Origin of the sequence: Pelomonas sp. Root1444, assembly GCF_001426885.1 — a bacterium.
Lineage (GTDB): Bacteria > Pseudomonadota > Gammaproteobacteria > Burkholderiales > Burkholderiaceae_C > Pelomonas.
In genome coordinates, this window is sequence record NZ_LMFP01000008.1 from 212,699 (window position 1) to 230,140 (window position 17,442).

16 protein-coding genes, 1 tRNA gene and 1 pseudogene are annotated in these 17,442 nt (G+C 67.8%); 13 read left to right on the forward strand and 5 right to left on the reverse strand.

The window, feature by feature from the left end; genetic code table 11:
- A pseudogene (locus ASD35_RS28000) lies at positions 1-166 on the forward strand (twin-arginine translocase subunit TatC); the annotation flags it as partial.
- 4 nt (positions 167-170) lie between these two features.
- On the opposite strand, the gene ASD35_RS10775 reads toward ASD35_RS28000, so the two are convergent.
- Positions 171-1,355 carry a S1C family serine protease gene (locus ASD35_RS10775; RefSeq protein ID WP_056874925.1) on the reverse strand — a complete coding sequence of 395 codons (1,185 nt, stop codon included), beginning with the start codon at positions 1,353-1,355 and terminating at the stop codon, positions 171-173.
- A 17-nt stretch (positions 1,356-1,372) separates the two neighbouring features.
- Between ASD35_RS10775 and ASD35_RS10780 the strand changes: the two genes are divergently transcribed.
- Positions 1,373-2,119 carry a Nif3-like dinuclear metal center hexameric protein gene (locus ASD35_RS10780; RefSeq protein ID WP_056874926.1) on the forward strand — a complete coding sequence of 249 codons (747 nt, stop codon included), beginning with the start codon at positions 1,373-1,375 and terminating at the stop codon, positions 2,117-2,119.
- Here the strand turns inward: ASD35_RS10780 and ASD35_RS10785 are convergent.
- Positions 2,116-3,036: a DUF2817 domain-containing protein gene (locus tag ASD35_RS10785; protein ID WP_056874927.1), complete on the reverse strand. Its 921-nt coding sequence runs from the start codon at positions 3,034-3,036 to the stop codon at positions 2,116-2,118. The genes ASD35_RS10780 and ASD35_RS10785 overlap by 4 nt on opposite strands.
- 41 nt (positions 3,037-3,077) lie before the next feature.
- On the opposite strand from ASD35_RS10785, the gene pdxA reads away from it, so the two are divergent.
- Positions 3,078-4,094 (forward strand): 4-hydroxythreonine-4-phosphate dehydrogenase PdxA, encoded by a 1,017-nt coding sequence (pdxA, locus tag ASD35_RS10790; RefSeq protein ID WP_056874928.1) that lies wholly within the window; start codon positions 3,078-3,080, stop codon positions 4,092-4,094.
- On the opposite strand, the gene ASD35_RS10795 is transcribed toward pdxA, so the two are convergent.
- Together ASD35_RS10795 and mscL are read right to left on the reverse strand one after the other, a co-directional pair.
- Positions 4,081-6,459 (reverse strand): DUF1631 family protein, encoded by a 2,379-nt coding sequence (locus tag ASD35_RS10795; protein WP_056874929.1) that lies wholly within the window; start codon positions 6,457-6,459, stop codon positions 4,081-4,083. The genes pdxA and ASD35_RS10795 overlap by 14 nt on opposite strands.
- A gap of 130 nt (positions 6,460-6,589) precedes the next feature.
- Positions 6,590-7,003, reverse strand: coding sequence for a large conductance mechanosensitive channel protein MscL (mscL, locus tag ASD35_RS10800; RefSeq protein ID WP_056874930.1), 414 nt, complete (start codon positions 7,001-7,003; stop codon positions 6,590-6,592).
- A gap of 168 nt (positions 7,004-7,171) precedes the next feature.
- Between mscL and petA the strand changes: the two genes are divergently transcribed.
- The 6 genes from petA to ASD35_RS10830 all read left to right on the forward strand — a co-directional run bounded on the left by petA (position 7,172) and on the right by ASD35_RS10830 (position 11,383).
- Complete coding sequence (gene petA, locus ASD35_RS10805; protein ID WP_056874931.1) at positions 7,172-7,768, forward strand: ubiquinol-cytochrome c reductase iron-sulfur subunit; 597 nt, start codon at positions 7,172-7,174, stop codon at positions 7,766-7,768.
- Positions 7,769-7,788: 20 nt separating this feature from the next.
- Complete coding sequence (locus tag ASD35_RS10810; protein WP_056874932.1) at positions 7,789-9,195, forward strand: cytochrome bc complex cytochrome b subunit; 1,407 nt, start codon at positions 7,789-7,791, stop codon at positions 9,193-9,195.
- A 20-nt stretch (positions 9,196-9,215) separates the two neighbouring features.
- A complete protein-coding gene (locus ASD35_RS10815; RefSeq protein ID WP_056874933.1) occupies positions 9,216-9,986 on the forward strand; it encodes a cytochrome c1 in 771 nt (256 codons plus the stop codon).
- A gap of 139 nt (positions 9,987-10,125) precedes the next feature.
- Positions 10,126-10,743, forward strand: coding sequence for a glutathione S-transferase N-terminal domain-containing protein (locus tag ASD35_RS10820; protein WP_056874934.1), 618 nt, complete (start codon positions 10,126-10,128; stop codon positions 10,741-10,743).
- A complete protein-coding gene (locus tag ASD35_RS10825; protein ID WP_056874935.1) occupies positions 10,743-11,252 on the forward strand; it encodes a ClpXP protease specificity-enhancing factor in 510 nt (169 codons plus the stop codon). Before ASD35_RS10820 ends, ASD35_RS10825 begins: the two co-directional genes overlap by 1 nt.
- 55 nt (positions 11,253-11,307) lie before the next feature.
- Positions 11,308-11,383, forward strand: a tRNA-Thr gene (locus ASD35_RS10830).
- A 69-nt stretch (positions 11,384-11,452) separates the two neighbouring features.
- Here the strand turns inward: ASD35_RS10830 and ASD35_RS10835 are convergent.
- Positions 11,453-11,791, reverse strand: a complete 339-nt coding sequence (locus ASD35_RS10835) for a hypothetical protein (protein WP_056874936.1) — start codon at positions 11,789-11,791, stop codon at positions 11,453-11,455.
- A gap of 173 nt (positions 11,792-11,964) precedes the next feature.
- On the opposite strand from ASD35_RS10835, the gene secA reads away from it, so the two are divergent.
- The 4 genes from secA (at position 11,965) to argJ (ending at position 17,397) form a co-directional block, all read left to right on the forward strand.
- Complete coding sequence (gene secA / locus ASD35_RS10840; RefSeq protein WP_056874937.1) at positions 11,965-14,709, forward strand: preprotein translocase subunit SecA; 2,745 nt, start codon at positions 11,965-11,967, stop codon at positions 14,707-14,709.
- Between the two features lie 225 nt (positions 14,710-14,934).
- Complete coding sequence (locus ASD35_RS10845; RefSeq protein WP_056874938.1) at positions 14,935-15,477, forward strand: FxDxF family PEP-CTERM protein; 543 nt, start codon at positions 14,935-14,937, stop codon at positions 15,475-15,477.
- Between the two features lie 8 nt (positions 15,478-15,485).
- Entirely contained in the window at positions 15,486-16,082 is a 597-nt protein-coding gene (locus ASD35_RS10850; protein ID WP_056874939.1) for an FxDxF family PEP-CTERM protein, read from the forward strand.
- An 85-nt stretch (positions 16,083-16,167) separates the two neighbouring features.
- Complete coding sequence (argJ, locus tag ASD35_RS10855; RefSeq protein WP_056874940.1) at positions 16,168-17,397, forward strand: bifunctional glutamate N-acetyltransferase/amino-acid acetyltransferase ArgJ; 1,230 nt, start codon at positions 16,168-16,170, stop codon at positions 17,395-17,397.
- Positions 17,398-17,442: the final 45 nt, after the last annotated feature.

The following is a 17,442-nucleotide window of genomic DNA, read 5'->3' on the forward strand; positions in this document are numbered from 1 at the left end:
CTACTTCATCGTCGTCGCCTTCGTCGTCGCGGCCGTCATCACGCCGCCGGACATCGTCTCTCAGCTCGCGCTGGCGATCCCGATGTGCCTGCTGTACGAGCTGGGCCTGTTCGCGGCGACCTACTTCGTGCGCCACACCAAGGCGCCGGACGACGCCGCCGACTGACCGCTCACTCGTCTTCGCTGAGCCGCTGAGGCCTGGGCCGCTGGCCCACCGCGAGCAGGAAGCTCATCGCCTTGCCGCCGCGCTGCACGCCCACCTCGACCTGACTCTTGGGCTTGAGCGCCGCAACGCTGGCGAGCAGCTCGGCCGGCGTCGCGACCGTGTGCTCGCCGATGCGGGTCAGCACGTCCCCCGGCTTGATGCCGGCCTTGGCCGCCGGCGCGTCGTTGACCACGCCGCCGATCAGCACGCCCCGAAGTTGCGATTTCCCGTCGCCCAGCCGCAGCGCCTCGGCCAGTTCCGGCGTCAGCTCGCGCGTCTGCACGCCGATCCAGCCGCGGGCGACGGCGCCATCCTTCAGGATGGCCGTGGCCACCTGGCGCGCCACGTCGACGGGGATGGCGAAGCCGATGCCCAGGGACCCGCCGCTGCGCGAGAAGATGGCCGTGTTGATGCCCACCAGCCGGCCATCGGCGTCCACCAGCGCACCGCCCGAGTTGCCCGGGTTGATGGCCGCATCGGTCTGGATGAAGTTCTCGAAGGTGTTGATGCCGAGCTGGTTGCGGCCCAGCGCCGACACGATGCCCGAGGTCACCGTCTGGCCGACGTTGAAGGGGTTGCCAATGGCCAGCACCACGTCGCCCACCTGCAGGTTCGCCGCATCGCCCAGCCGGATGGCGGGCAGGTCGGGCAGGGCGATCTTCAGCACGGCGATGTCGGTCTCAGGGTCGGTGCCGACCAGCTTGGCCTGGGCCTGGCGGCCGTCGCTGAGCTGCACCTCGATGTCGGAGGCGCCCTCCACCACGTGGTTGTTTGTCAGCAGCACGCCGTCGGCCGAGATGATGACGCCCGAGCCCAGGCCCAGCTGCGGGTTGCCGCGCGGCTGGCGCAGGCCGAAGGGGAAACCGAAGATGGGATCGCGTGCGCGGGCCGCCGAACGCGGCGGCGCCTTGCTCGCGGTGATGCTGACGACGGCCGGCGCGGCGGCACGCGCGGCCTGCGCATAGCCGGCACGCACGACGGAGGCCGGCGGCGTCGGGGGCAGGGCGATCTGGTGGGCCGTGGCGGCGACGGGTGCCTCGTGCCAGCGGGACTGCTGCAGCCATTGCGGCTTGAGGGTCGCGACGACGAAGAGGGCCGCCAGCATCACCGTCACCGCCTGCGCGAAAATCAGCCAGAGCCGCTTCAACACCCGATACCTCACAAGCCATGACCGAACGCGCCGCGCTGGAACTCCGACTGAACCAGTGGCTGGAGCCCGCACGGTTCAAGGATTATGGGCCGAACGGTCTGCAGGTCGAGGGCCGCGCCGAGGTCCGCCGGCTCGTCTGCGGGGTCACCGCGAGCCTGGCCTTGATCGACGCCGCCATCGCGGTGGGCGCCGACGCCATCCTCGTCCACCATGGCCTGTTCTGGCGCGGGCAGGACGGCCGCGTGACCGGCTGGATGAAGCAGCGCCTGGCGCGCCTCATCCAGCACGACATCAACCTGTTCGCCTACCACCTGCCGCTGGACGCCCACCCCGAATTCGGCAACAACGCCCAGTTCGGCGCGCGCCTGGGCTGGGCGGCCGACGGCCGCTTCGGTGACCAGGAGCTGGGCTTCATCGGCAGCACAGCGCCGACGACCTTGGCCACGCTGGCCACGCAACTGCGCGCCTTGACCGGCCGCGACCCTGTCTGCGTCGCAGGCGACGGCCGGCCGCTGCGACGCGTGGCCTGGTGCTCGGGCGGTGCCCAGGGCTATTTCGAGGCGGCCATCGCGGCCGGCGCCGATGTTTTCGTGACCGGGGAGATATCCGAACCGCAGGCCCACTACGCCCGCGAGACCGGCGTCGCTTTCATTGCCGCCGGCCACCATGCCACCGAGCGCTACGGCGTGCAGGGCGTGGGCGAGCGCGTCGCGGCCGAGCTGGGTTTGAGCTGGCAGTTCATCGACGTCGACAACCCGGCCTAGGCATGGGCCAGTGCGTGCGAGATGGCGGCGCGCACGGCGGTGACCTGGGCCAGTACGCAGGCCTGCGGCGCCGTTCGCGGGCTGTCTGGGTAGACCTCGGTGGTGGTGCTGAAGCGCGCCCCGGTGATGGCTGCACACAGGTGACGCTTGGCGACTGCAAAACTGATGACGCCCGGCGATTGCAGCGGTGTGCCGATGATCTGCCCATTCGCGTCGGCCGGTGCGATGTGCGTGACGCGGGCGACGGCGTCGATGACGGCGCGCTGGAAAGCCGGCTGCGGGCGGTCGACGTCGTCCACCAGATAGAAGCCGTCGGGCACCGTGTCCGGCACGAACGCCTCGCCGTCGCGCGCCGCCAGCGCGGGGCGGAACTCCGACTCGTCCGAGTCCGTCGTCTCGTGCAGGTCGATGTGCATCAGCACCCGGCCGCGCAGCGGCGCGAGCAGCGCCACCAGCGCCGCGGCTTCCGGCACGGGGCTGCCGTCGCGGAAATTGCGGTTGGGGTCCTGCGCGTCGCGGTTCCAGCGCTGCACCCGCTCGTAGGACCACGGGCTGACGCAGGGCACGACCAGCAGGTTCGCGCGGCCGGCCTGCGCCAGCCCGTGCTCGGCGACGAACTGCAGGGCACCCAGCACGCCGCTGGTTTCATAGCCGTGCACGCCGCCCGTCACGACCAGGATGGGCAGTGCGTCGTTCCACGGCCGGCTGCGGATCGCCAGCAGCGGGAAATGCCCGTCGTCGTTGTCCAGCGCGCCGTACTCGGCCACGTCGAAGGCCTGCCGCAGCGGCTCGATGGCGCGCAGCACGTCGTCCGCGTAGCTGCGCTGCCGGGTCACGCGGGCGCGCCATGCGGCGACTTCCGCTGGGCCCCAGGGCTCGCCGGGGGTGCCGATGGGGTAGAAGCGCTTGTCGTTCATGGCCCGATTCTGTCGGACGCGGGCTGATGGAAGAATGCCCCATGACCCCGGACCCGTCACCCGCACCCCCTCTCGTCATCAGCATGGGCGATGCCTGCGGCATAGGCCCGGAGATCATCGCCAGCCTGTGGCGGCGCGAGGCGCCGATGGATGCGGTCGTGGTCGGTGATGTCGCCGTGCTGCGGCGGGCCATCGCGGCGACCGGCGGCGGGCTGGCCGTCGCGCAGTTGGCGTCGGTCGCGGATGCGGGTCGCGTGCCGCCGCGCTGCCTGCCGGTGTGGCAGCCCGCTGCGCTGCCGGCCGACCTCTCAACGGCGCCGCTGGGGCGGGTCGACGCGCGCGCTGGCGCCGCGGCGGCGCTGTGCATCGAGGCGGCGGTCGGGCTGATCCAGGCGGGGCAGGCGGGGGCGCTCGTCACGGCCCCCATCCACAAGGAGGCCTTGCACGCGGCCGGGTCGCCCTATCCGGGCCACACCGAGATGCTGCAAGCGCTGGCAGGCGGCGTGCCGGTGCGCATGATGCTGGCCAACGAGGAGCTGCGCACGGTGCTCGTCACCATCCATTGCTCGCTGCGCGAGGCGATAGACCGCGTGACCCGGGAGGCGGTGCTGGAGACGCTGCGCATCACCGGCGCGGCGCTGCAGCGCATGGGCGTCGCGGCGCCGCGCATCGCCGTGGCCGGCCTAAACCCGCATGCGGGTGAGGGGGGGCTGTTCGGCGACGAGGAGATCCATCACATCGCGCCAGCGATTGCCGATGCGCGGGCCGAAGGCTGGGACGCCAGCGGCCCCTATGCGCCCGACACCGTCTTCATGCGCGCGCGCCGCGGCGAGTTCGATGTCGTCGTCGCGATGACGCATGACCACGGCCTCATCCCGGTCAAGTACCTGGGCGTGGAGAAGGGCGTGAACGTCACGCTGGGCCTGCCCTTCGTGCGCACCAGCCCCGACCATGGCACGGCCTTCGACATCGCGGGCCGCGGCGTGGCCGACCCCGCCAGCCTGGGGGCGGCGCTGGCGATGGCGCGCCGGTTGACGGCTTCGGTCAGCGCGGCGTAGACAGCGCCGCCAGTTGCGCGCGCGTGCGGGCGGTCGCGCGTTCCAGCAGGTAGGCCTGCTCGAAGGCGCGCATGCGGCCGGCCTCGCAGAGCTTCCTCAGCATGCGGGCCGTCATGGTCACCGTTTCCTGGTGGCGGTTGCCGTGGGTGAAGATGAAGAAGCTGCGGCCCGCGCTGATATGGGCCAGGCGCATCTTCTGCCACTCGTCGCCGGTGTGCATCTGGTAGGCGAAGCCGAGCTGCATGTTCTCCACCAGCAGCGCGCCGCTGCTCGGTTCGGGCGCGCTCTCGGCGGCGGGCAGGCCGTCGATGGAGATGTCGACGGCCTCCAGCGGCGCGGTCGCCACGTCGTTGCCGGACAGGTCCAGGTCGAGCTCGCCCTTCCAGTCGACGCCAGTGTCCTCGACCAGGCCCAGGCTCTTGGCCTCGGCCGGCGTCAGACGCTGGCTGGCGTCAAGGTCGGCAGGAAGGGTTTCGCCGGCCATCGGCCTGGCGAGGTCGGCCTCGGCCGGTGGCGCGACGCCGAAGATCTGGTCGAGCTGCTTGATGAGCAGGTTGGTGTCCAGCGCGCTGGGCGCCTGGCCCTTCAGTGATTCCGCGTGCGCCGGCAGCAGCGCGCCGAAGAAGTCCTTGCGCGGGCCGTCCGGCCAGCGGATCAGGTCCAGCCCCTCGTTGAGCGTGCGCATCAAATGAGGCAGCTCGCGCAGGAAATCGGCGCGGGCTGCCGTGCCCCCCTTGGGCTGCACGCTCATCACCAGGCTGCGGCCCAGCGTGCGCAGCCGCAGGGCGCGCTCCGGGGCGCCCTCGCGCGACGCCACCACGATGGCCTGGCTCCAGACCTGGGCGAGGAAGTTGCGCAGGAAATCCTGCATCGGCACCTTGGCCAGCTGCTGCTGCAGCTGCAGCGCATAGCGCTGTTGCAGGCGCAGGTCGGTTTCGCGGCGCTCGACGACGGCGGCGGCGTCGCCGGAGGCCTTCAGCGTGACGCGGGTCTGCTCGGCGATGAAGCCTTCGAGGTCGTCCAGCTTGGCCGTGTAGACGTCCATGCGGTCGAAATCGCCTTGGGCCACGTCCTGCACCAGGTCGCGCACATGGGCGAGGAAGGCGCGACCGGGGTCGTCGCTGAAGTCGTCGAAGGCGCAGGCCAGCGAGCCCAGGCGGTTGACGAACTGGCGCACCGGATGGCGGCGCGACGAGAAGAAGGTTTCGTCGCTCAGCGCCACGCGCAGCACCGGCAGCTGCAGTCGCGCGAGCAGGCGCGCCATCTGCGGCGGCACCTTGGGGTCCGACAGGATCTGGTCGAACAGGCTGCCGATGACGTCGATGACCATGTGGTCCAGCCGGCCCGTGGCGGCCTGGCGCAGCTCGTCGCGGTGCTGGTGGATCAGGTTCGCCGGCAGCGGCATCTGGCCCCAGGCGCTGGGTTCGCCGGTGAGCGTATCCAGTCCCATGCGGCTGGAAAGGCCGTTGTCGTAGCCGTCATAGGCGACGGGGGCCTGCGCCAGGCGGCGCAGCAGGTTCATCATCTGCGGGTCGACAGGGCCGAAGCTGCCGGCGCCGACACGGCCATAGCCACTGCGTCCACTGCCGCCGAACCCACCGCGGCCACTCGGCTGGGCCAAGCCGCCAGGGCCGCCGAAAGCGCTGTTGCGGGTCGACATGCCGCCATGGCTGGAGTCGAACTCGCCCTGCTGGCTGCTGCCGCTGAAGCCGCCAACGCGCGACGCGCCGCCGTCCGGGGTCCCGCGCACGCGCAGATCCTGCGGGCGCAGGCCGCGCGAGCGCAGCAGCTCGGCGATGTCGGCATAGCAGGCGCGCATTTCCTGGGCCAGCGAGCGCGTCAACTCGTCGGTCAGCGTCTGGCGCACCAGCGGGTCATCGGTGATGGCCTGGACGCCATCCAGCAGCGCCTGGCCGATCAGCTCCGGCCGCAGCGGATTGCGCTCGCCGATCTGGACGCCGGCCACATAGGACTCGACCTCGCGCAGTTCCCATTCGCAATGGTGGCCGACGGCCAAGCCAATGCGATCGGCCGCGACCAGGTTGTTGACCTGGTCGTCATCCATCAGCGACAGCTCGTTCCAGGCCTTTTTGGCTGCGGGCGCCGCAACGGGCTTGGTATCAGATTGTTCGGCGATGACCTGGCGGCGCAGGCTGCTGAGGAAGTGTTGGGAGAACACGCCCTGCTGCTGCCGGAACACGAATTGCGCAGCCAGCAAAGCGTTGCGCTTCTTGGCCTGGCCGGCGGACAGCGCCGACAACCCCAAGCCTTCCGCGCAGCGCTCTGCCGCCTGCTCGCCCGCGAGGCGGATGCGGGTCAGCGAGGCTTCGAGGTGCGGATTCAGGCGTATCTCGGGCGCGTTCATCAAGTGGGTGCCACAAGCGGCCTGAAAGTATCGCGCTTGGCACTTCCCCAAGTTTTCAGCGAGTTGCCAAATCCGTGGCAAAAAAAAGCCCGGTAACCATTGCTTACCGGGCTGATGAGGGGAAAACCGCTTACCGCTTCAGCGAATCGCGGATCTCGCGCAGCAACTGGATGTCCTCGGGCGTGGCCGCGGGCTCGGCAGGCGCCGGCTCGGCGCGCTTGAGGCGGTTGATCTGCTTGATCATCAGGAAGATGACGAAGGCCAGGATCATGAAGTTCAGCGACACGGTGATGAAGCTGCCATAGGCCAGCACCGCGCCTTCCTTCTTGGCCTCGGCCAGCGTCGCGGCCGTCTGGCCGGCCAGCGGGATGAAGTAGTTGCTGAAGTCCAGGCCGCCGAAGATCTTGCTGACCACCGGCATGATGACGTCGCCCACCAGCGAGTCGACGATCTTGCCGAAGGCGCCGCCGATGATCACGCCGACCGCCAGATCGATGACATTGCCTTTGACGGCGAACTCTCTGAATTCAGAGAAGAAACTCATGCGCACTCCAGGTTGGAAAGTAGTTGCCGCGCATGTTGCGACCAAGTCGGCAAAGCCAGAAGGCGGGTAAACCTGCGTCCGGCATCCCGGCCGGCACCGGTGGGGCCGGAGTAAGCGTCCGCTAGAATCCTGGGCTGCCCCGATCAGAAGTCTCTTTAGAGGACCCTCATGAGTGACCAGCAAGTGGACCAAGGCAAGCGTACCTGGTTGATTGCAACCGGTTGCGCCGGCGCCGTTGGTGGCGTCGCGACTGCCGTGCCCTTCGTCAGCACTTTTGCGCCGAGCGAGCGTGCCAAGGCCGCCGGTGCCCCCGTCGAGGTCGACATCTCCGGCATCAAGCCCGGCGAGAAGCTGACCGTCGAATGGCGTGGCAAGCCGGTCTGGATCGTGCGTCGCACGCCGGAGCAGCTCGAGGCCCTCAAGAAGATCGACGGCCAACTGGCCGACCCCAAGTCGGATCGCAAGGCTTACCCGACCCCCGACTACGCCAAGAACGAGTACCGCTCGATCAAGCCGGAATATTTCGTCGCCGTGGGCATCTGCTCGCACCTGGGCTGCTCGCCGAGCGACAAGTTCGCCGCCGGCCCGCAGCCTTCGCTGCCCGACGACTGGACCGGCGGCTTCCTGTGCCCCTGCCACGGCTCGACCTTCGACATGGCCGGCCGCGTTTTCAAGAACAAGCCCGCGCCCGACAACCTCGAGGTGCCGCCGCACATGTACCTGTCCGACGCCAAGCTGCTGATTGGCGAAGACAAGAAGGCCTAACGAGAACAACGGGACGAGACATGGCTGAATTCAAGGAAGCTCCCGCGGGCGCCTCGGCAGGTGTGAAGACCATGACCTGGCTGGAGAACCGGTTCCCGACCGCGTTCGACGCCTACAAGGTCCACATGTCGGAGTACTACGCGCCGAAGAACTTCAACTGGTGGTACATCTTCGGCTCGCTGGCGCTGCTGGTGCTCGTGATCCAGATCGTCACGGGCATTTTCCTGGTGATGCACTACAAGCCGGATGCGGGCCTGGCCTTCGCGTCGGTCGAGTACATCATGCGCGATGTGCCCTGGGGCTGGCTGATCCGCTACATGCATAGCACCGGCGCCTCGGCCTTCTTCGTGGTCGTCTACCTGCACATGTTCCGCGGCCTCATCTACGGCAGCTACCGCAAGCCGCGCGAGCTGGTCTGGATCTTCGGCTGCGCGATCTTCCTGTGCCTGATGGCCGAAGCTTTCATGGGCTACCTGCTGCCCTGGGGCCAGATGTCCTATTGGGGCGCCCAGGTCATCGTGAACCTGTTCGCCGCCGTGCCGCTGGTCGGCCCGGACCTGGCGCTGATGATCCGTGGCGACTACGTCGTCGGCGATGCGACGCTGAACCGCTTCTTCAGCTTCCACGTCATCGCCGTGCCGCTGGTGCTGCTGGGTCTGGTCGTGGCCCACCTGCTGGCGCTGCACGATGTCGGCTCCAACAACCCCGACGGCGTCGAAATCAAGAAGGGTCCCAAGGACGCGCAAGGCCGCCCGCTGGACGGCGTGCCCTTCCACCCGTTCTACACGGTGCACGACATCTACGGCGTCTGCCTGTTCCTGATGGCGTTCACGGCGATCCTCTTCTTCGCGCCGGAGTTGGGTGGTTACTTCCTGGAGTACAACAACTTCATCCCGGCCGACCCGCTGAAGACGCCGGCCCACATCGCGCCGGTCTGGTACTTCACGCCGTTCTACTCGATGCTGCGCGCCACGACCGACCCCATGGTCAACGTGCTGTGCGGCGTCATCGGCATCGCGGCGCTGGTGAGCTTCCTGAAGGGCAAGTTCGGCGGCGCTGCCAAGGTGGCCCTGCTGGTCGGCGCAGCCGTGTTGATCTTCCTGCTCAAGGTCTTCGACGCCAAGTTCTGGGGCGTGGTCGTCATGGGCGGCGCGGTCATCATCCTGTTCTTCCTGCCCTGGCTGGACCACAGCCCGGTCAAGTCGATCCGCTACCGCCCCGATTGGCACAAGTACCTGTACGCCGTCTTCGTCGTGCTGTTCCTGATCCTGGGCTACCTGGGCATCCAGCCGCCCAGCGACCTGGGCACGCTGGTTGCACAGGCCGGCACGTTGTTCTACTTCGGCTTCTTCCTGCTGATGCCGTGGTGGAGCCGCATCGGCACACCCAAGCCGGTGCCGGACCGTGTGACCTTCCACGCCCACTGAGCCGCGGAGCAAGAACACCAATGAAAAAGCTGATCGCAATCCTGCTGGCCACGCTGGGCCTGGCCGGCGCCGCGCACGCTTCCAGCGGCGGCATCGAGTGGGACAAGTTCCCCAAGGACAAGATGTCGGACATGGCCGCGCTGCAAAACGGCGCCAAGCTGTTCGTCAACTACTGCCTGAACTGCCACTCGGCCGCCTACATGCGCTACAACCGCATGCGCGACATCGGCCTGTCCGAGACCGACATCAAGAACAACCTGCTGTTCGCGGCGGACAAGGTGGGCGAGACCATGAAGGTCAGCCTGGACGCGAAGGACGCCAAGGCCTTCTTCGGCGCCAATCCGCCCGACCTGACCGTCATCGCGCGCTCGCGTGCCGACGGTGCCAAGGGTTCGGGCGCGGACTATCTCTACACCTACATGCGGAACTTCTACCGCGACGACACCAAGGCGACGGGCTGGAACAACCTGGCCTTCCCGAGCGTCGCGATGCCGCATGTGATGTGGGAACTGCAAGGCCAGCGTGTCGCCAAGTTCGAGGAAGTCGCCGACCCGCACGACCACGAGAAGAAGACCCATGTCTTCGCCGGCTACCAGCAGGTGACGCCCGGCACGCTGAACGAACGTCAGTACGACGAAGCCGTGGCCGACCTGGTCGCCTACCTGCAGTGGATGGGCGAGCCGGCGCAGGCGCAGCGCTTCCAACTGGGCGTCATCGTGCTGATCTTCCTCGGCTGCCTGACCGTGTTCGCGTGGCGTTTGAACGCCTCGTATTGGAAGGACGTGAAGTAAGCCCGTCCATCCCGGCGCTGTCTCAAAGCGGCGCCGAACCACGCAGTGGGGCGCGCTTCGGCCACCCACTGCGTTTGCTTTTTCGGCGCGGCCAGCCGCCGCGCGCTTTTGATTGACTGACCCCTCGGGAGCCCAAGCCATGATGGTCCTTTACTCCGGCACCACCGACCCCTACTCGCACCGCTGCCGCTTCGTGCTGTTCGAGAAAGGCATGGACTTCGAAATCCGTGACGTTGACCTGTTCGCGAAGCCCGAAGACATCGCATTGATGAACCCGTACAACGAGGTGCCCATCCTCGTCGAGCGCGACCTCATCCTGTACGAATCGCACATCATCAACGAGTACATCGACGAGCGCTTTCCGCACCCGCAGCTGATGCCCGGCGACCCGGTGGCACGCGCCCGCGTGCGGCTGTTCCTGCTGAACTTCGAGAAGGAGCTGTTCGCTCACGTGAACATCCTTGAAGGCCGCGGCACGACGACCAAGGCGACCGACAAGCAGCTCGAAAAGGCCCGCGCGCAGATCCGTGACCGCCTGACCCAGCTCGCGCCGATCTTCCTGAAGAACAAGTACATGCTGGGCGACGACTTCTCGATGCTCGACGTCGCCATCGCGCCGCTGCTGTGGCGCCTGGACTACTACGGCATCGACATGTCCAAGAACGCGCTGCCGCTGCTGAAGTACGCCGAGCGCATCTTCAGCCGCCCGGCCTACATCGAGGCGCTGACGCCCTCGGAAAAGGTCATGCGCCGCTGATGGACCCGACCTCGGCCTCCGGTGGTGCGGGCAACGGCACGTCCACCCGCCCCTACCTGATCCGCGCGTTGCATGACTGGTGCACGGACAACGGCTTCACGCCCTATGTCGCGGTCCACGTCGACCGCTCGGTGCAGGTGCCGATGGAGTACGTGTCCAACAACGAGATCGTGCTGAACATCGGTTTCGATGCGACCAGCGGGCTGGACCTCGGCAACGAGTTCATCCAGTTCAAGGCCCGCTTCGGTGGTGTGGCCCGCGAGATCGTCGTGCCGGTGGACCATGTCGTGGCGATCTACGCCCGCGAGAACGGCCAGGGCATGGCCTTCCCCGCGCCGGAGCCGCTGGGCGAGGGCGACGCGGTGCCCAGCGTGCCGGCGCCGGCGGACCCGCGCCGCAGCGGCTTGCGTCTGGCCAGCGAGACGGAAGACGACGAGGGCGATGACGCGCCCACGCCGCCGGACACGCCGGGCGGTGGCCCGCGGCCAACGCTCAAGCGGGTGAAATAGCGAACGCCGCGCGCGAGCGCGTGCGGCGACCGTCTAGAATCCGCCTCCTGTTTTCGCCGGCTTAGCTCAGTTGGTAGAGCAACCGCCTTGTAAGCGGTAGGTCATCAGTTCGAATCCGATAGCCGGCACCAACAAGCGACCTACTGCTGCTCGCGGTAGGTCTCACAAAAACCCCAACGCCTCACGGCGGCGGGGTTTTTTCATTTCTGAGCCAGCTTGATGCGAATGCGTCCCGGCAGCCCTGCCTGCGCCAGCAGCGCTTCCAGACGTGGCAGCAGATGGCGCAGCTTGGCGGCGACTGCTGCGTTGGCGACCAGCAGGCTCCAGCCTTCCTCGTCCAGCGGGCCCGGCTGGACGCTCGCGATCAGGTTGCCCGGCAGCGCCGGTGTGATGACGCGCAACCGGCGCCGCGAGGCCTCCAGCCGTTCGCCCAGGCGCACCAGGCCCTCGTGGGCACGCAGCGCCTGCGCCATGGGCATCGGGTCCGGCACGCTGGCGCGCAGCGTTTTCGGGGCGAGATAGCGAGGCGCCGAGGACATGGGCGCAGTGTAGTCAGCCGTGCGGTCGCGGGGCCGCCCGCCCAAAGGCCCGCTGCTAAACTGCGCCGTTTTGCGCGGCCGGGCAAACCCGCCTTGCATTGCCTCCTCCTGCCCCCAGCTTCGCGCGTCCCGTCGGCCCTGCCGGCGCCCGCCCAGCCCTCATTCCTCGCAGCATGTTGCCCAAGCTTCTCACCTCGATTTTCGGTAGCCGCAACGAGCGCTTGCTCAAGCAGTACCGCCGCACCGTGCAGCAGATCAATGCGCTGGAGCCGAAGTACGAGGCATTGACCGACGACGAATTGCGCGCGCAGACGGCCGAGTTCAAGCAGCGCATCACCGCCGGCGAGACCGTCGACGACATCCTGCCCGAGGCTTTCGCCGTCTGCCGCGAAGGCAGCAAGCGGGCGCTGAAGATGCGCCACTTCGACGTGCAGCTGATCGGCGGCATGGTGCTGAATGCCGGCAAGGTCGCCGAGATGCGCACGGGCGAAGGCAAGACGCTGATGGCGACGCTGCCGGTCTACCTGAACGCGCTGACGGGCAAGGGCGTCCACGTCGTCACGGTGAACGACTACCTCGCGCGCCGCGACGCGGAGTGGATGGGCAAGCTCTACACCTTCCTGGGCCTCACGGTCGGCATCAACCTGCCGCAGATGCCGCGCGAGCAGAAGCAGGCCGCCTACGCCGCCGACGTGACCTACGGCACCAACAACGAGTACGGCTTCGACTACCTGCGCGACAACATGGTCTACGAGACGGCCGACCGCGTGCAGCGCGGGCTGTCCTACGCCATCGTCGACGAGGTGGACTCCATCCTCATCGACGAGGCGCGCACGCCGCTGATCATCTCGGGCCAGGCCGACGACCACACCGACGTCTACCTGAAGATCAACGCCATCGTCCCCGGCCTGAAGAAGCAGATCGGCGAGCTGGACCCGCGCACCGGCGAGGGTGTCATCGAGCCCGGCGACTTCACGGTGGACGAGAAGTCGCACCAGATTCACCTGACCGAAGAAGGCCACGAGAACGCCGAGCGCCTGCTCGCGCAGGCCGGCCTGATCGCCGAGGGCGCGAGCCTGTACGACGCGGCCAACATCACGCTGATGCATCACCTGAATGCTGCGCTGCGGGCCCACCACGTCTATCACAAGGACCAGAGCTACGTCGTGCAGAACGGCGAGGTCATCATCGTCGACGAGTTCACCGGCCGCCTGATGTCGGGCCGCCGCTGGAGCGATGGCCTGCACCAGGCCGTCGAGGCCAAGGAAGGCGTGCAGATCCAGGCCGAGAACCAGACGATGGCCTCGATCACCTTCCAGAACTACTTCCGCATGTACGGCAAGCTGTCCGGCATGACGGGCACGGCCGACACCGAGGCCTATGAGTTCCAGGAGATCTACGGCCTCGAGACCGTCGTCATCCCGCCGAACCGCCCGACCATCCGCAAGGACGAGCTGGACCTGGTCTACAAGACCGACAAGGAAAAGTACGCCGCCGTCATCGAGGACATCCGCGCCTGCCACACCCGTGGCCAGCCGGTGCTGGTGGGCACGACGTCCATCGAGAACTCGGAGCTGATCTCCAACCTGCTCAAGCAGGCCGGGCTGCCGCACAACGTGCTGAATGCCAAGCAGCACGAGAAGGAGGCGCAGATCGTCGCCCAGGCCGGCCGTCCGGGCGTCATCACCATCGCCACCAACATGGCCGGCCGCGGCACCGACATCGTGCTGGGTGGCAACGTCGAGAACCAGGTCAAGTTCATCGAGGCCGACGAGACGATTCCCGCCGACGAGAAGGCCCGTCGCATCCAGCAGCTCAAGGACGAGTGGCAGGGCCTGCACGACAAGGTCAAGGCCGAGGGCGGCCTGCGCATCATCGCGACCGAGCGGCATGAGAGCCGCCGCATCGACAACCAGCTGCGTGGCCGTGCCGGCCGCCAGGGCGACCCGGGCAGCTCGCGCTTCTACCTGTCGCTGGACGACCAGCTGATGCGCATCTTTGCCGGCGAGCGCGTGCGCGCCATCATGGACCGGCTGAAGATGCCCGAGGGCGAGGCCATCGAGGCGGGCATCGTCACGCGCAGCATCGAAGGCGCCCAGCGCAAGGTCGAGGCGCGCAACTTCGACATCCGCAAGCAGCTGCTCGAGTACGACGACGTGTCGAACGACCAGCGCAAGGTCATCTACCAGCAGCGCAACGACATCCTCGAAGCCGAGGGTCTGGTGGCGCAGATCGCCTCCCTGCGAGCCTCGACGCTGACCGATGTGGTGCGCACCTATGTGCCGGCCGAAAGCGTGGAGGAGCAGTGGGACCTGCCGGGCCTTGAGCAGGTGCTGCAAGCCGAATGGCAGATCGATCTGTCGCTGACCGAGCTGGTCAAGAAGAGCGACTCCATCACCGACGACGAGATCGTCGAGGCCGTCATCAAGGCCGGGGACCAGCTCTTCGAGAGCAAGCTGGAACGCGTTGGCATCGAGCAGTTCAACCCCTTCATGCGCATGGTGCTTCTGCAGAGCATCGACCAGCGCTGGCGCGAGCACCTGGCCGCGCTGGACTATCTGCGCCAGGGCATCCACCTGCGCGGCTACGCCCAGAAGAACCCCAAGCAGGAATACAAGCGCGAAGCCTTCGAGCTGTTCTCGCAGCTGCTGGACGTCGTGAAGATGGAAGTCACCCGCACGCTGCTGAACGTGCGCATCCAAAGCCAGGAAGAGGCCGACCTGGCTGCCGAGGCCATCGAGCGCCGTGCCGAAGCCGTGTCCAACGTGACCTACCAGCACCCCAACGAGGACGGCTCCGTCAGCCAGGAGGTTGATCCCGCGACGCTGCTGGAGCAGTACGGCCATGTCGGCCGCAACGATCCCTGCCCCTGCGGCAGCGGCAAGAAGTTCAAGAACTGCCACGGCAAGCTGGCCTGATTCACCAGGCGTGAATGCTCACGGGCCGGCATTGCCGGCCCGTTTTCATGGGGCGGCGGCCCTCGTTTGCCCCACCCATCCAGGGGGAAAACCGTGCGTTTGAGCACATGACGCCCCGTCCGCCACGTGCATGGGGGGTGCTCGGCGGCTCGTCACCCCCCTAGAGTGCAGTCCATTCCCCGGCGAAACCCGGGTAGACCCCGATAGAGAACCAGAAAGCCAACAATGAAAACGTCGATTGCCGCCTCCGTCGCCCTCGCCGCGCTGTTTACCGGCGCCGCCCAGGCCAGCACCCCCATCGTCGTGGACTTGATCGGCTCGACGGGCGGCACGCTCTCTGCCGGCATCTCGCACACCATCAGCACCGCCGGCAGCTTCGAAGACATCTACACGCTGACCGGATACAACGGTCCGAGCTCCGTCAATGGCGCGCTCAGCACGCTGATCCTGAACTCGGGCAGCTCCGACATAGACATCTCCAGCGTCACGCTGAACGGTGCAAGCTTCAGCCAGAGCCTGATCGCCTATCGCGGCAATCCCGACGGCCGTGAGCTTTACGCTTTGCCGGCGAGCAGCTTCAACGGCGCCCTGACGCTGGTCGTCAAAGGCACGCTGGTGGCCGGCCACAACGGCAGCAGCGTCGGCACCTACAGCGCCAGTTTTCGCGTCACGCCCACTTCGCCGGTTCCCGAGCCGCAGACCTACGCCCTGTTCGCCGCCGGCCTCGCCGCCGTCGCTTTCGTCGCCCGTCGCCGCCGCAGCGCCTGAATCCCCCAATGGCCCGCAACCTCATGTCGATCAAGACCATCCTCACCTCGGCGTTGCTCGCCATCGCCGTCCAGAGCGCCCATGCCGCCCCGCACCCGCTCACGCTGGAAGCGCAAGGCACCGGCTACTCCGCCGGCCTCAGCACCCAGGCCGGTTCGGCGCTGGTTACACACAGCCAGGCCGGATTCTTCCGCGACGAGTTCCTGATCCATTTCAACGGTCTGGCGCGCCTCAATGCCTGGCTGGAGACCAGCGCCGACCTGTCCCTCTGGGCCAACCAGGGCATCACCTTCGCCCGCGCTGGCTTCGTGGGCGTCAACGGTTCGGAACTGACCTTCGAAATCGACGATCTGTTCGGCACCCGATTCACGTACGGCGATGTGCAGCCTTTCGAAGCGAAGGGCGACTTTCTCTTCTTCGTGGAAGGCGTTGCTGGCGACCCCGGCGTGCAGCAGAGCGCGGAACAGGCGCGCTTCAACAGCTTCAGCTACAGCGGTGGCGTCAATCTGGAAGCCGTCGGCGAGTTGCCCGAGCCGGCCAGCCTGGCCCTTGCGGGCCTGGCCCTCGCCGGTGCGCTGGTCAGCATGCGCCGCCGTTCGCGCTGATCGCAGCATTCCTTTGCAAAGGCTCCTTCGGGAGCCTTTTTCGCTTCTTAGAATCCCCGCGCTTTCCCTGACTTCCGAGCGCGCCATGCCCGTCAATCTCATCGCCCCCGATCCCGCCTCCCTGTTGCCCGTGCCGGGCGTGCGCCTCGGCGTGACGATGGCCGGCGTGCGCAAGGCCAACCGGCGCGATCTCAGCGTCATCGCGCTGGAAGAGGGTGCCGCCGTGGCCGGTGTGTTCACGACCAACCGCTTCTGCGCCGCGCCGGTGCAGGTCTGCCGCGAGCACCTGGCCGCGGGCGCCGCCGTCCGTGCGCTGGTCATCAACACCGGCAATGCCAACGCCGGCACCGGCGCCGACGGCCTGGCCCGCGCGCGCCAGACCTGCCAGGCGCTGGCCGACCTGATCGGCTGCCAGCCGCAGCAGGTCCTGCCGTTCTCCACCGGCGTCATCATGGAGACGCTGCCCGTCGACCGCATCGCCGCCGGCCTGCCGGGTGCGCTGGCGGCGCTGCGCGACGACGGCTGGGCCGAGGCCGCCGCCGGCATCATGACGACGGACACGCTGCCCAAGGCCGCGTCGCGCCGCATCCAGATCGGCGGCGTGCCGGTCACGCTGACCGGCATCTCCAAGGGCGCCGGCATGATCCGGCCGAACATGGCCACCATGCTGGGCTTCGTCGCCACCGACGCCAACATCGCCCCGGCGCTGCTGCAGCCGCTGGTCAAGCAGGCCGCCGACGCGTCCTTCAACCGCATCACCATCGACGGCGACACGTCCACCAACGACTGCTTCATGCTGATCGCCAGCCGCAAGGCGCAGCATGCCGAGATCACGTCGCTGGACAGCGCCGATGCGGCCACGCTGCGCGATGCGCTGGTCGCCGTGGCGCAGGAACTGGCCCAGGCCATCGTCCGCGACGGCGAAGGCGCGACCAAGTTCATCGCCGTGACCGTCGAAGGCGGCCGTGACGAGGCGGAGTGCAAGCTGGCCGCCTACGCCATCGCGCACTCGCCGCTGGTCAAGACGGCGTTCTTCGCGAGCGACCCCAACCTGGGCCGCATCCTCGCCGCCGTCGGCTATGCCGGCATCGGCGACCTCGACCAGGGCCTGATCGACCTGCACCTGGACGACGTCCATGTCGTCACCCGCGGCGGCCGCCGGCCGGAGTACCGCGAGGAAGACGGGCAGCGCGTCATGAAGCAGAGCGAGATCACCATCCGTGTCGGCTTGAACCGCGGCACGGCGACCACGACGGTGTGGACCTGCGACCTCAGCCACGACTACGTCACCATCAACGCCGACTACCGCAGCTGAAATGAAGCCCCTCGCCCGGCCCTGCACCGGCTGAAAGCCGGCAGG

Coding starts and splice junctions, on each gene's coding strand:
- ASD35_RS10780 (WP_056874926.1), top strand. CDS start 1,373: ATGACCGAACGCGCCGCGCTGGAACTCCGACTGAACCAGTGGCTGGAG.
- ASD35_RS10785 (WP_056874927.1), bottom strand. CDS start 3,036: ATGAACGACAAGCGCTTCTACCCCATCGGCACCCCCGGCGAGCCCTGG.
- pdxA (WP_056874928.1), top strand. CDS start 3,078: ATGACCCCGGACCCGTCACCCGCACCCCCTCTCGTCATCAGCATGGGC.
- ASD35_RS10795 (WP_056874929.1), bottom strand. CDS start 6,459: ATGAACGCGCCCGAGATACGCCTGAATCCGCACCTCGAAGCCTCGCTG.
- mscL (WP_056874930.1), bottom strand. CDS start 7,003: ATGAGTTTCTTCTCTGAATTCAGAGAGTTCGCCGTCAAAGGCAATGTC.
- petA (WP_056874931.1), top strand. CDS start 7,172: ATGAGTGACCAGCAAGTGGACCAAGGCAAGCGTACCTGGTTGATTGCA.
- ASD35_RS10810 (WP_056874932.1), top strand. CDS start 7,789: ATGGCTGAATTCAAGGAAGCTCCCGCGGGCGCCTCGGCAGGTGTGAAG.
- ASD35_RS10815 (WP_056874933.1), top strand. CDS start 9,216: ATGAAAAAGCTGATCGCAATCCTGCTGGCCACGCTGGGCCTGGCCGGC.
- ASD35_RS10820 (WP_056874934.1), top strand. CDS start 10,126: ATGATGGTCCTTTACTCCGGCACCACCGACCCCTACTCGCACCGCTGC.
- ASD35_RS10825 (WP_056874935.1), top strand. CDS start 10,743: ATGGACCCGACCTCGGCCTCCGGTGGTGCGGGCAACGGCACGTCCACC.
- ASD35_RS10835 (WP_056874936.1), bottom strand. CDS start 11,791: ATGTCCTCGGCGCCTCGCTATCTCGCCCCGAAAACGCTGCGCGCCAGC.
- secA (WP_056874937.1), top strand. CDS start 11,965: ATGTTGCCCAAGCTTCTCACCTCGATTTTCGGTAGCCGCAACGAGCGC.
- ASD35_RS10845 (WP_056874938.1), top strand. CDS start 14,935: ATGAAAACGTCGATTGCCGCCTCCGTCGCCCTCGCCGCGCTGTTTACC.
- ASD35_RS10850 (WP_056874939.1), top strand. CDS start 15,486: ATGGCCCGCAACCTCATGTCGATCAAGACCATCCTCACCTCGGCGTTG.
- argJ (WP_056874940.1), top strand. CDS start 16,168: ATGCCCGTCAATCTCATCGCCCCCGATCCCGCCTCCCTGTTGCCCGTG.